The organism is Arthrobacter sp. TMT4-20, from assembly GCF_054510775.1.
Genome location: NZ_JBTNDW010000006.1, coordinates 53,669 through 67,064, shown reverse-complemented (window position 1 = coordinate 67,064; position 13,396 = coordinate 53,669). Strand labels below are relative to the sequence as shown.

9 protein-coding genes are annotated in these 13,396 nt (G+C 62.9%); 4 read left to right on the top strand and 5 right to left on the bottom strand.

What is annotated here, in order from left to right; translation table 11 throughout:
• Positions 1 to 15: 15 nt before the first annotated feature.
• The 3 genes from sucB to ACX80Z_RS07545 all read right to left on the bottom strand — a co-directional run bounded on the left by sucB (position 16) and on the right by ACX80Z_RS07545 (position 5,090).
• On the bottom strand, positions 16 to 1,854 hold the full coding sequence (sucB, locus tag ACX80Z_RS07555) for a 2-oxoglutarate dehydrogenase, E2 component, dihydrolipoamide succinyltransferase (protein ID WP_459315451.1): 1,839 nt from the start codon (positions 1,852 to 1,854) through the stop codon (positions 16 to 18).
• 125 nt (positions 1,855 to 1,979) lie between these two features.
• Complete coding sequence (lpdA, locus tag ACX80Z_RS07550) at positions 1,980 to 3,362, bottom strand: dihydrolipoyl dehydrogenase (protein WP_459315450.1); 1,383 nt, start codon at positions 3,360 to 3,362, stop codon at positions 1,980 to 1,982.
• 189 nt (positions 3,363 to 3,551) lie between these two features.
• Positions 3,552 to 5,090: a leucyl aminopeptidase gene (locus tag ACX80Z_RS07545; RefSeq protein WP_019483240.1), complete on the bottom strand. Its 1,539-nt coding sequence runs from the start codon at positions 5,088 to 5,090 to the stop codon at positions 3,552 to 3,554.
• A 174-nt stretch (positions 5,091 to 5,264) separates the two neighbouring features.
• Here ACX80Z_RS07545 and ACX80Z_RS07540 point away from each other — a divergent pair, with 174 nt between their 5' ends.
• The 3 genes from ACX80Z_RS07540 (at position 5,265) to ACX80Z_RS07530 (ending at position 9,163) form a co-directional block, all read left to right on the top strand.
• Complete coding sequence (locus ACX80Z_RS07540) at positions 5,265 to 6,272, top strand: proteasome assembly chaperone family protein (protein ID WP_019483239.1); 1,008 nt, start codon at positions 5,265 to 5,267, stop codon at positions 6,270 to 6,272.
• 107 nt (positions 6,273 to 6,379) lie between these two features.
• Positions 6,380 to 7,627, top strand: coding sequence for a DUF4192 domain-containing protein (locus ACX80Z_RS07535; RefSeq protein ID WP_019483238.1), 1,248 nt, complete (start codon positions 6,380 to 6,382; stop codon positions 7,625 to 7,627).
• A gap of 285 nt (positions 7,628 to 7,912) precedes the next feature.
• Entirely contained in the window at positions 7,913 to 9,163 is a 1,251-nt protein-coding gene (locus ACX80Z_RS07530) for an RNA polymerase sigma factor (protein ID WP_019483237.1), read from the top strand.
• Positions 9,164 to 9,275: 112 nt separating this feature from the next.
• On the opposite strand, the gene ACX80Z_RS07525 is transcribed toward ACX80Z_RS07530, so the two are convergent.
• Complete coding sequence (locus tag ACX80Z_RS07525; RefSeq protein WP_019483236.1) at positions 9,276 to 9,500, bottom strand: DUF7455 domain-containing protein; 225 nt, start codon at positions 9,498 to 9,500, stop codon at positions 9,276 to 9,278.
• A gap of 258 nt (positions 9,501 to 9,758) precedes the next feature.
• Between ACX80Z_RS07525 and ACX80Z_RS07520 the strand changes: the two genes are divergently transcribed.
• Positions 9,759 to 11,867 (top strand): DNA gyrase/topoisomerase IV subunit B, encoded by a 2,109-nt coding sequence (locus ACX80Z_RS07520; protein WP_019483235.1) that lies wholly within the window; start codon positions 9,759 to 9,761, stop codon positions 11,865 to 11,867.
• A 65-nt stretch (positions 11,868 to 11,932) separates the two neighbouring features.
• Here ACX80Z_RS07520 and ACX80Z_RS07515 read toward each other — a convergent pair whose 3' ends face one another.
• A complete protein-coding gene (locus tag ACX80Z_RS07515) occupies positions 11,933 to 13,390 on the bottom strand; it encodes a multicopper oxidase family protein (protein ID WP_459315515.1) in 1,458 nt (485 codons plus the stop codon).
• Positions 13,391 to 13,396: the final 6 nt, after the last annotated feature.

The window sequence follows — 13,396 nt, the reverse complement described above, 5'->3', positions numbered from 1 at the left end:
CGGGGATGGTGCGTGTTACAGGCCGAGATCCGATTCGAATGCGCCGGCTTCAAGGCGTGCCTTCAATGACTGCAGGAAGCGGCCAGCGTCGGCACCATCGACCAGGCGGTGGTCGTAGGTCAAGCTGAGGTACATCATGGACCGGATGGCGATGGTGTCCTCGCCGTCGGCGGTCACCACCACGGGACGCTTGACGATCGCACCGGTGCCCAGGATTCCCACCTGAGGCTGGTTGATGATCGGGGTGTCGAACAGTGCGCCGACCGACCCGATGTTCGTGATCGTGAAGGTACCGCCCGACAGCTCATCCGGACCGATCTTCCCGCTCTTGGTCCGGGAGCCGACGTCGGCAATCTTCTTCGCCAGGCCAGCCAGGTTGAGGTTACCGGCATCGTTGATGACGGGAACCAGCAGACCCTTTTCCGTGTCCACGGCGATCGCCAGGTGCTCGGCGTCGTGGTACGTGATTTCCTTGGCTTCTTCATCGAAGGATGCGTTCAGCTTTGGGTGCTGCTTGAGCGCCTCGGTGACGGCCTTGGAGATGAACGGGAGGAAGGTCAGCTTCGCGCCGTTCTGGGCCTGGAAACTGTCCTTCGCTGAGGTACGCAGTCGCGCCACCCTGCTCATATCCACTTCGATGACCTGGGTCAGCTGGGCGGACACCTCAAGCGATTCACGCATCCGCCGGGCAATGGTCTGGCGGATGCGTGGCGCCTTCTCGACGGTGCCACGCAGCTTCGAGGCCTCAGCCGACGGCGCTGCCGGTGCTGGAGCTGCTGGTGCAGCGGGAGCTGCAGCTGGCTCGGGTGCTTTCTTGGCTGCCTCAGCGGCTTCCAGTACGTCCTGCTTGCGGATGCGACCGCCCACTCCAGTGCCCTTCACGGACTGCAGATCGACGTTCTGCTGGTTCGCGAGCTTACGCACCAGGGGAGTGACGTACGCGGCGTCGGACCCGCCCGACTTGTCCTCGGAGGATTTGTCCGCCGCGGGCTTCTTCTCTGCGGGCTTCTCTTCGGCCGCCTTGGGTGCAGCCGGCTTGGCCTCTTCCTTCGGCTTGGCCTCTTCCTTCGGTGCGGGAGCCTCCTCCTTCGGGGCGTCCTCCGTCTTGGCAGGCTCTGCTACTGGCTCTTCACGCTCTTCCGACGACGCAGCAGCGACCGGCTCAGCGCCAGCTTCTGCCTTGGCCGGAGCAGATCCGCCGGAACCGATGACGGCGAGGACTGCGCCAACCTCGACGGTCTCGTCCTCACCAACCCGGATTTCCTGCAGCTTCCCTGCGACTGGCGACGGAATTTCGGTATCGACCTTGTCGGTGGAGACCTCAAGCAGGGGCTCGTCCACCTCGACGTCGTCGCCAACTTCCTTGAGCCACCGGGTGACGGTTCCTTCGGTGACGCTTTCGCCGAGGGCGGGAAGGGTCACCTCGGTGCTCTCGCCGCCTGACGAGTCGTCAGCGGAGTCAGCGGAGTCAGCGGAGGACTCCGCAGCGGCGGGCTCGGGGGCTTTCTCCTCGGGCTCGGGCTCGGCGGCTGGTTCTTCAGCTGCGGGCTCTTCGGCCTCTGCGGCAGGCTCCTCGGCCGCGTCCCCCGACGCAGCGGAGTCGTCCGAGCCGCCCGACCCGTCGCCGATGCGCACCAGCGGCGCTCCGACTTCAGCGGTCTCGTCCTCGGCTACAAGGATTTCCTCGATGACCCCGGCAATTGGCGACGGGATCTCAGTGTCGACCTTGTCGGTGGACACCTCGAGTAGGGGTTCGTCAACCTCCACGCGGTCGCCGACCGCCTTGAGCCAGCGTGTAACGGTGCCTTCGGTAACGCTTTCGCCGAGGGCGGGTAAGTTGACGGATTCAGACATAGTGTCCCCGTTTCTCCTGAATAGTTTTTGCCCTGCGGTGCTGGCCCCGTGGAGGGGGCCGGCACCGCAGCGCCAAGGTTGCGAGTAATGCTGGTGGAACGCTTAGTTGCGAGCTTAGTGCACGGTTATCCGTGCAGCGCCTTACCTGCAAGGGCGAGGTGTGCTTCGCCCAGCGCTTCGTTCTGGGTGGGGTGGGCGTGGATCAGCTGCGCCACGTCCTCTGGGTAGGCTTCCCAGTTCACGATGAGCTGTGCTTCACCGATCTGTTCGCCCATCCGGGTGCCGATCATGTGCACCCCGATGACTGGCCCGTCCTTCTCGCTGACGAGTTTCACCAGGCCAGCCGACCCCAGGATGGAGGTCTTGCCGTTGCCGGCAAGGTTGTATTCCTGGGTGAGGACCTTGTCCTCGCCGAGCTTTTCTTTGGCGGCCTTCTCGGTGAGACCCACCGACGCGATTTCGGGTTCGCTGTAGGTGACCTTGGGGATGTTGACGTCTTCGACGATGACCGGTTTCAGGCCGGCGATCTCCTCGGCCACGAAAATGCCCTGCTGGAACCCGCGGTGCGCGAGTTGAAGGCCGGGAACGATGTCGCCAACAGCGTAGATGTTCTCGACGCCCGTGTGCAGACGCTCATCGGTGATCACGAAGCCGCGATCAATGGTGACGCCGGCCTCTTCGTAGCCGAGTCCTTCAGTGACGGGACCACGGCCGACGGCGACCAGCATCAGGTCTGCTTCGAAGGTCTTCCCGTCGGCCAGCGTGACGACGACGCCGTCGTCGTTCTGCTCGACCTTTTCGAAGAAGGTTCCGGTGTTGAAGTTGATGCCGCGCTTCTTGAAGGCCCGTTCGAACGCCTTGACGATGGTGGCGTCCTCATTGGCAACCAGTGACGGGAGGCCCTCGATGATGGTGACGTCGACGCCGAAGGATTTCCACACGGAAGCGAATTCGCAACCGATGACGCCGCCGCCGAGCACGATGGCCTTCTTGGGGAGCGTTTCCATTTTCAGGGCATGATCAGAATTGATGACCTTCCCGCCAATTTCGAGGCCCGGGAGGGTGCGGGAGTAGGAACCGGTAGCCAGGATGATGTTCTTGCCGGTGTAGGAAGTGCCATCCACTTCAACCGTGTTGGTGGCGGTGAGCTTGCCTGCGCCCTCGATGACCGTGATGCCCTTGGACTTGATCAATCCCTGCAGGCCCTTGTACTTCCCGGCAATGATGCCGTCCTTGTAGGCGTTGACCGCAGGCATGTCGATCGACTCGAATGTCGCCTTGATCCCGTATTTCTCGGAGGAGCGCGCCGTGTCGGCGACCTCGGCCGAGTGCAGCAGGGCCTTGGTAGGGATACACCCGTTGTGTAGGCAGGTGCCACCGAGTTTGCCCTTCTCGATGAGTCCCACGGTGAATCCCAGCTGGACGGCTCGGAGTGCGGCGGCATAGCCACCGCTGCCTCCGCCCAGAATCAGGATGTCGAATTCTTGCGCAGCTGCCGTATCGGCCACTTGGACGCTCCCTCGCGTAATCTGTGACGGGCTAGTGCGCCCGTCGGTTGATGATTTTGGCGGAATACTTGGTGTGATCAGGACTTACCCTATCCCCAGATCCGGCCAGCATCTACTTGATGAAGGGCGATCTCCGCCCTGATGTGGGCAGTCTCACCCCTGTTGCGGGGATGAAACTGCCCAGCAGGCTTACTTGGCGGTGGTGGCCATGTCTTCGGCGTATGCCAGCAGGGTGCGGACACCTACTCCGGTGGCTTCCTTCGGCGTGTAGCCGTGTGCGGCGCCTTCGTTGAACGCAGGCCCGGCAATGTCCAGGTGCGCCCAGGGGATCTTCCGACCGTTGACTTCGCCGACAAACTCGCGCAGGAAGACCGCCGCGGTCATCATGCCGCCGAATTTCTCGCCAATGTTGGCAATGTCAGCGACCTGGGAGTCGAGGCTCGGGCGGAGCTCCTCAGGCAGGGGCATCGGCCAGAACAGCTCGCCGGACCGGTCCGCCGCACCCTTGACTGCATCAACCACGTCATCGTCGCCCATGACACCCGAGACGCGGCGCCCCAAGGCGATCATCTGGGCGCCGGTGAGGGTGGCAATATCGATGAGGGCATCCGGTGCCTCTTCGCTGGCAGCGGCCAGCGCGTCGGCCATTACCAGCCGGCCTTCGGCATCGGTGTTGAGGACCTCGACGGTGCGGCCACCATAGGTGGTCATCACATCTGAGGGGCGCTGCGCGCTTCCCGATGGCATGTTCTCGGCGAGGCACAGCCAGCCGGTCACCTTGATGGGCAGGCCCAACTCGGCAATGGCGAGGACAGCGCTCAGCACGACGGCGGCGCCCGCCATGTCGAGCTTCATGGTCTGCATGCCAGCAGCAGGCTTCAGTGACAGTCCGCCCGAGTCGAAGGTGATGCCCTTGCCAACAAAGGCAAGGCTTTTGCTGGCCGAGCTGGGGGAGTACTCAATCTTGACCAGCCGGGGCTGGCGGGACGAGCCCTTCCCGACGCCGAGAATTCCGCCATAGCCTTCTTTTTCCAGGCGTTTCTCATCCAGCACCGTGACCTTGATCGGCAGACCCTTGGTCAGATCCTTGGCGGCCTGCGCGAAAGTTTCCGGGTACAGGTGGCTGGGTGGCTGGTTGACCAGCGAGCGGGTGATGTTGACGCCGCGGCCCAGGATGGCTGCACGGTTGAGGGCGGCCTTCAAGGACTTGTCCTGCGCGGCGGGAGTCACGATGGTGACGCTGCTGACCGGTTCCTTGGCGGGCGATCCGTTCTTTGCTGCCTGGGCGGAGCGGTGTTCAGTGTAGGAGTAGGCACCCATTGCTGCGCCCTCGGCCACTGCTGCGGCATCGGCGACTGTCGGTGCGGGCAGCGCGATGGTCACCGAATCAAGTCCGATGAGCTGACGGATTGCAGCGCCAGCGGCACGGCGCAGTGCCTCGGGGGTGATCGCTCCGTCAGCTGGGAGACGGCCGACGCCGGTCAGCACCAGAATCTCCGCAGCGCTGCCCTCCAGGCCGGGCAGCCTGCGAACCTCGTCAGCGCCGCCGGTGATGCCGAGCATTGGGAGGGAGTCGGCAAGGGCAGCCGCGTCCTTCGCCGAGAGCGGGGAGTCGAGCAGGACTGGTCCGCCGGACTGTTGGCCGACGCCGATTACCAGGGCGTCACCGGCGGTCTTCTTGGAGTCCTTGGTGACAGCTGTCAGCTTGAGTTCGCTGGCGATATTCACTGGGTGTGTTCCTCACTTCCATGTGCTGGACAGATAGGTGGGTAGGCGCGTCATACCGCGCCTTTCCTCCATCGATCGTAGTCTGTAAAGGAACCTGGTGTCGGGCGGAATGAATGTACGTCCCCCTGACGTTGTAGCGGGTACTGAAAGCCGAGAACCTTGTTAGGAGGGGAAATGCTTAATCCAGAGACTCTGTTCAACGCAAACGCTGACCTGATCGACGGGCAGCAGCTGCGAGGACTTCCTCTTCTTGCTGGATTCACCGGATTTGTCGACGCGGGCCACGTGGTGTCCCAGGTCATCGAGGAAATGCTCACCACCCTGGATCACGAGCTGGTGGCGGTCTTCGACGCCGACCAGTTGATCGATTACCGCAGCAGGCGGCCTCGCATCACCTTCGCCGAGGATCACCTCGCGGACTATCACCCTCCCCGGCTTGAACTCCACCGGGTCTATGACGGGATGGGCGTTCCGTTCCTGCTGCTCGCCGGATTTGAGCCGGATCTGCAGTGGGAGCGGTTTATTAGTGCGGTCACCGGTCTTGTGGACCGGTTCGAGGTTCCCCTGGTGTCCTGGATCAATTCGATTCCCATGCCGGTACCGCATACCCGTCCCCTCGGCGTGACCGTGCACGGCAACCGTCCGGACCTGATCGAGGGGATGAACACGTGGCGTCCCACAGCAGAGCTGCAGGCGTCGGTGGGGCATCTGCTGGAGTTGCGTCTGATCGAATCGGGACACGACGTCGTGGGCTACGTCGTACACGTCCCCCACTACCTTGCCGAGGCTGAGTACCCTCCTGCAGCTGTCACGGCCCTGGAATACCTGGGTGCTTCGGCGTCCCTGGTGCTTCCCACCGACCGGTTGCGTGAGGCAGGCCGGGATGTTGAACGGCAGATCGCCCGTCAGGTTGACGGGTCTGCCGAGGTCAGTGGAGTAGTCAGCACGCTGGAGAAGCGCTTCGACGAGCGCGCCGGAAGCGCCGAGCGCCGGTCGCTGCTGGTGAAGGACAATAGCGAGCTCGCTGACGCTGACGAGATTGGTGCGGCGGTCGAGGCATACCTGGCGAGTCCACAGGCCGCAGACGAGTCGGAGCAGCTACTCGAAGAGGACCGCAAAGCCGGGGACCTCGCTGACCCCGCCGGCGGCGACACCGAGGGTGACGACAACCCGTCACGGTGAGCCCGCATCGGCACCGACTAGTCCTCGACAGCGCCGGATCAGGTGCAGTTATTCACATGGCGGTAAGACCGGACCCGTAGCGGGGTGACAACAGCCATGCTCATGCCATGACTTCAACATCCCCACCGCCGGAGCAGCCCTTCAAGGTCACGTCTGCTGCTGACATTCTCAGCTACATCCTCCACACCTTGGGTTTTCAGCCGGAAGAAAGCCTCGTGCTCCTGACCATGTGTGGGAAGCGGGTCGGGGCAACGCTGCGCGTGGACCTTCCGGCGAATAATCTGGATCCGGACGGCTACGCCGCAGGTGTCTGTTCAATCCTCGCCTCGGATACCACCGCTGACGGTTCACTGCTGGCCGTCTATACCAGGGAACCGTTGACCCGCACCGGAGCGCCACCCCGCAGGGACCTGGTGCGAAGCCTCACCCGATGCCTCGACGGCGTGGGGCTGCAATTGCGCGACGGTTGGTTGGTCACCGACACCATGTGGCGGGACTACTTCTGCGCTGACCCGAGTTGCTGTCCACCGTCGGGGCATTCGATCGAGAGCGTCCTGACGAGCCCGTTGAACGCTGAGCTGACTTTCCGCGGCAGCAGCTTTGCTGACTCTCTGGGCGCCGCAGTTGAATCGGACCTTCCCGCGGCGTGGACTGATCCAGCGGACCTGGCAAAGCTCTGTCGAGGCGAGCAGGCGAAACTTGGGCATCGTTGGACAACTCCAAACCAGGCCGCCGCCACCCTCCGGCTATGGGACTGCCTGCTGGCCCGCACCGCATCCACGGTGCCGATCACCGAGGTCGGGGTAGCCGCCCATCTCCTCGCCTCACTGGTTTCCCGTCCCATCCGTGACGCCGTTCTGGTCCTTGCAGCGCTGGGCTGGGAGGCCGCAGCGAACGGTCTGGAAGGCAACACCGTGCGCCCTACCGGCACCGGGCCCGCCCACCTGCCGGCATCGGCGCGGACGCTGCTCGGCCTCGACCCGGACCAGCAGCTGCCCGTCGAGCCAATGGAGTCCGCACAGGCTCACGCGCGGGACTTCTGCGATGTTCTGATCGGGCAATACAGAGGGCAACTGCAGTGGGGGCAGGTTGATGCTGCCCACACCCTGTTCAGTCGGCTGTCAGCTGTTGCGGTGGGCGAACCACGCGCCGCCCTGCTCACCATGCTGGGCTGGATCGAGTGGGCCAGGGGTCGGGGGTCCCGGGCGCATGTCTATCTGGGTGAAGCCATGGCGGAAATACCGGGGTATTCACTTGCTGAACTTCTCGAGGAGGTGGTGGCTCGCGGCATGCTCGCCGAATGGTCACGCGACAGGGATCTGGCGTGGCGCAATGGTGCGCCACACGCTGCGTAACCGGTTGCGAAGGAGCCGATTTGGGTGGGTCGCTGATTTATCGAAGCCCATGAATCGTGCGACAATAGGAACCGAGACCCGGTCGGGTTCGTGTATCAAGTAGTGTTTCACTCTGTCAGATCGGCCATTCTTCGCAGGATGGTTGGGAATAGGGCAGAGGGCGGGACGGTTCCACTTCAATGAGGAACGCCCCGTTTAGCCGCTTGAATTCATTCACGGACTTGACAGGGTCATAGTGGTGTTGCCCCCTTGGTAACATCACAGACGCCGTATGAAAGGTTCTCTGTGTCGGCCAAGAAGACAACTGCACCGGATGTAACAGAACCCGGAGCAACGACCACCAAACGCCGGGCCGCCCCCAAGAAGGCGGCACCGAAGACCGCTGCTGCCAAGCCGCTATCAGCGCGGGCAGCCAAAGCCGCTGCCGCCCAGAACGCCGCGGCCGCCGAGGTCGAAGACGATAGCCCCGAGCTTGACGCCGCCGGTAACCCGGTCGAGCCTGCCGAAACCACCGAACGGGCCGCAGCCGAGGCTGAGACCAAGGCCGGATCTGGCTTCGTCTATTCAGACGCCGACGACGACGACGCCCCTGCCCAGCAGGTCATCTCAGCGGGTGCCACCGCTGACCCCGTCAAGGACTACCTGAAGCAGATCGGCAAGGTGGCCCTCCTGAATGCGGAGCAGGAAGTTGATCTTGCTTTGCGCATCGAGGCTGGCCTCTTCGCCGAGGAGAAGCTGGCGGCCGATAAGGATGCGGCCAAGCCGCTCGATCCGAAACTACGCCGCGAACTCGAATGGGTCATCCATGACGGCAAGCGGGCGAAAAACCACCTGCTGGAAGCCAACCTTCGTCTGGTTGTCTCCCTGGCCAAGCGTTACACCGGCCGCGGCATGCTGTTCCTCGACCTCATTCAGGAGGGCAACCTCGGTCTGATCCGTGCCGTCGAGAAATTCGACTACACCAAGGGCTTCAAGTTCTCCACCTACGCCACCTGGTGGATCCGTCAGGCGATCACCCGCGCCATGGCCGACCAGGCGCGGACCATTCGTATTCCGGTTCACATGGTCGAGGTCATCAACAAGCTGGCCCGTGTGCAGCGCCAGATGCTCCAGGATCTCGGCCGCGAACCGACGCCTGAAGAGCTGGCCCTTGAACTGGATATGACTCCCGAGAAGGTTGTCGAGGTCCAGAAGTATGGCCGCGAACCCATTTCGTTGCACACGCCGCTGGGCGAAGACGGTGATTCTGAATTCGGTGACCTCATTGAGGACTCCGAGGCAGTGGTGCCCGCGGATGCGGTCAGCTTCACCCTGTTGCAGGAACAGTTGCACTCGGTTCTTGACACCCTGTCGGAACGCGAAGCAGGGGTCGTGGCGATGCGCTTCGGCCTGACTGATGGTCAGCCGAAGACGTTAGACGAAATCGGGAAGGTCTACGGGGTGACGCGTGAGCGGATCCGCCAGATCGAATCGAAGACCATGTCGAAGCTGCGCCACCCATCGCGGTCCCAGGTGCTGCGCGACTACCTGGACTAGGACTCGCTATGGGGTTGGGAAACCAGCCCCATAGCAAAAAGTACCCCCACACATCAGTGTGGGGGTACTTTCGATTTAACGGGTCCGGATTGCCGGCCCGTCGGTGGTGCTCTTAGTCTTCGCTTACCGGTCCGGGTGCTGCATTCAGACGGTTGGTCTCATCCTGCCACTCGGACGTCAGCGGACGCAGATTCGACTCGACGGAACGTGCGTGGTGGCCACAGAAAAGCAGCTCACCACCGGAGGACTGAAGAACTGCGCGCACATAGGCCTGGGCTCCGCAGCGGTCACAGCGGTCCAGCGCGGACATTTCGCGGGTTGCTACTGCTGTTGTCATGATTGCCTCCTTAGTGGTTCCTGTAGTTCATATAACCACTATTCGTTGCCGTTCTATTGCAGGCTGGGTGGTCTTTCGCTGAGCGCGTAGCATAGACCGACGTCGTCACACCTTTGCCGCTTGATCTGCGGCCCGCCTAAACCGAACGACCCGGGTGGGGGAATATGCTTAAGCCATGCGTCCGGAGGCCCCCGGCGCGGCGCCCGAAGACCGGTGTCGCCTCTCACCTGTACCCCCTGCCAAGGAGTCTCACCCAACGTGGCGCCACCAAGCACCGAATACAACGCCCGGCACCTATCCGTCCTGGAAGGCCTTGAAGCCGTCCGTAAACGGCCCGGCATGTATATCGGGTCAACTGATTCCCGCGGATTGATGCACTGTCTCTGGGAGATCATCGACAACTCGGTGGATGAGGCACTCGCCGGACACGGCCAAAGCATCAAGGTGATACTCCACCCGGACGGTTCGGTCGAGATTCACGACGACGGGCGGGGCATTCCGGTGGACGCGGAACCCAAGACCGGTCTGAGCGGCGTCGAGGTGGTCTTCACAAAACTGCATGCCGGCGGAAAATTCGGTGGCGGTTCGTACACGGCCTCCGGCGGCCTCCACGGTGTCGGCGCCAGCGTGGTCAACGCCCTGTCAGCCCGGCTGGATGTCCAGGTTGACCGCGGTAGCAAGACCTACCAGATGTCGTTCAGGCGTGGCGAACCTGGCCGTTTCCTGGACGCGAAGTCACCGTCACCGACCGCCAAGTTCGAACCGTTCCTCGAAAGCTCCCGGCTCGAGGTGGTCGGCACCACCAAACGGGGTGTGACAGGTACCCGGATCCGGTACTGGGCTGACCGGCAAATCTTCACCCCGGACGCAAAATTCTCCTACGAGGAACTCCAGGCACGGGCCCGCCAAACCTCCTTCCTGGTCCCAGGGCTGAGGATCACCCTCCGTGACGAGCGGCGCCTCCCTGGCACCGCAGCCGAGGCGGGAGCGTTGGAGGAAGTCTTCCAGCACGACGGCGGAATCTCGGAGTTCACCACCTTCCTCGCAGCGGACAGCGCGGTGACTGATGTGTGGCGCCTGCACGGCTCAGGCCGGTTCAAGGAGTCGGTGCCGGTGCTGGGCGAGAACGGGCATAGCGAGATCGCCGAGGTGGAACGCGATTGCGAGGTGGACATCGCGTTGCGCTGGGGGATCGGCTACGACACCACGGTGAAGAGCTTCGTGAACATCATTGCCACTCCCAAGGGCGGCACCCACCAGAGCGGTTTCGAACAGTCCCTCCTGAAGTCCTTCCGCAAAGTGATCGAGGCCAACTCTCGAAAGCTCAAGGCCGGCAACGACAAGATCGAGAAGGATGACGTCTTCGCCGGACTGACAGCGGTCCTGACCGTGCGTCTGGCAGAGCCCCAATTTGAGGGCCAGACCAAGGAAATCCTGGGCACTTCCGCGGTGCGGGCAATCGTCGCGAAAGTGGTCGAAAAGGAGATTCTGGCCAAGCTCAATTCCACGGCCCGGGGCGACAAGGCCCAGAGCGCGCTCCTGCTGGAAAAAGTTGTTGCCGAGATGAAATCCCGGATCTCCGCGCGGGTACACAAGGAAACCCAGCGGCGAAAAAACGCCCTGGAAACGTCCTCAATGCCATCGAAGCTGGCCGACTGTCGGATTGACGACGTCGAACGGTCCGAACTGTTCATCGTCGAGGGTGACAGCGCGCTGGGCACCGCCAAGCTCGCCCGCTCCTCCGACTATCAGGCGTTGCTACCCATCCGGGGCAAGATCCTGAACGTACAGAAGGCATCGGTGGGGGACATGCTCGCCAACGCCGAGTGTGGGGCGCTGATCCAGGTGGTGGGCGCCGGGTCGGGCCGCAGCTTCCAGCTGGACGCAGCGCGGTATGGGAAAGTGATCCTGATGACCGACGCCGACGTTGACGGCGCCCACATCCGCACCCTGCTCCTCACCCTTTTCTTCCGGTACATGCGGCCGCTCGTAGACGCCGGCCGGGTGTATGCGGCGGTCCCGCCGTTGCACCGGGTCGAGGTGGTCAACCACGGGTCCAAAACGAACGACACCATCTACACCTACTCCGAGCAGGAACTCTCCCGGCTGCTGGCAGAGTTGGAAAAGCAGGGCAAGCGTTACAAGGAACCCATCCAGCGGTACAAGGGGCTCGGTGAGATGGACGCCGAGCAGCTGGCGGAAACCACCATGGACCCGAGGCACCGGACTCTTCGGCGGGTGCGGATCCAGGAAGCCGAATCGGCTGAGCGGGTGTTCGATCTGTTGATGGGCAGCGACGTCGCCCCGCGCAAGGATTTCATCGTGGCTGGCGCCGCCTCCCTGGACCGGGAGCGGATTGACGCCTGACCCCTCGTGGGGTCAAGTCCCGCCAAGGGCACAAGGTCAGTCGGATAAGTCTTGCTACGGATTTGTCAGCGGACTTCGATGGTCCCCATCATGCCGAGGTCTTCGTGATCCAGGATGTGGCAGTGGTAGACGGAGCGTCCGCGGAAATCGTTGAAAGCCACCCGAACTTTGACACTTCCGTTGGCGGGCACGTTCACCACGTCCCGCCATATCGTTGTGTTCGCTACCTGACCGTTTTCTTCAATAATTTGCATCGGCCAGACGTGCAGGTGGAACGGGTGGTCCATGGGGCTCGTGTTGGTCAGCGTCCATTCCTCCACATTCCCGGCCGCTACCGTTGTGTCTGTTCTGTCCCGGTTAAATTCATTGCCGTTAATGGTGAAACGCATCATGCCCATGCCCCCGCCCATGCCCCCGCCGGCCATGACGATTTCCCGGCGTGCCGCGATGGGGGCTGACCTCAGGTCTCCCAGTCCCTTTTGCGTGGTCGGGGCTGTCAGGGATGCGACCGGTTCGCCGGACACGTGGAGGGTGGCCAGCGCGAAGCCGTCGGGGCGGTCGGCCGGGTTGTTGCGTGCTCCGGATTCCCGTCCCGTCATTCCTGGCGCCCTTCCCCGGCGCTGGTAGAACGCTCGGAGCACGGAATCACCGGCCGGGATGGAGATGAGAAGATCGGCCCGGTTTCCGGGCAGCAGGAGAAGTCGATCCACGTTCTCGGGTGTTGGCAGGCGCCCGGAGTCAATGCCGAGAAGCTGCAGTTGCCCCTCGTCGACCTGTAGGCGGAGGTAACGGGACACGCACGTGTTGATGATGTGCCACCGTTCCCGTTGCCGGGGGCGGGCACTGAATTGCGGGTTGCTTTGCCCGTTGACCAGGATCAGTTCACCTTCCCGGCCCATCATTCGTTCCATCGCCGGGACTGCGACGATGTTTCCCAGTCCGTCCAGGGTGGTGTCCGAAATGACCAGTACCCGTTCCGTACTCACCTCGATGGGTTCCACATCCTCAACGATGATTGCTCCAAAGAGCCCGGCGAAGATCTGATCGGCGACCATGCCGTGGTGGTGTGGGTGGTACCAGTACACGCCAGGTGGATGATCCTCTGGGAGTTTGTATTCGTAGTTGAAGGTGTTGCCGGGCTCGACTGAGATGAAGACATTGTCCCCATTGCCTTCGGGAGAAACGTGAAGCCCGTGAACGTGCAGGTTGGTGGGCTGGTCCAGGTTGTTGACGAGTCTGATCTTGAGGACATCGCCAGCTTGTACGCGGAGTGTCGGGCCGGGGATACCCCCGTTGTAACCGAGGGCTGCGGCCTGTCGGCCGGCCAGCAATATTTGTCCCGGTGCGGCTTCCAGCCGTACCTGTAGCTGACCGTTGTTGCTTCGTAACTCTGGAGGTTGGATTAGTTCGCTTCCCGTGACGGGTGGCTCCCGCGTTGTTAGCGTCCAGATCAGGCCTGCACCTCCAGTCGCCGTCCCCGCGATGCCGAGTCCCCCCAGTAGCAGCGCTTGGCGGCGGCTGATGGGGGG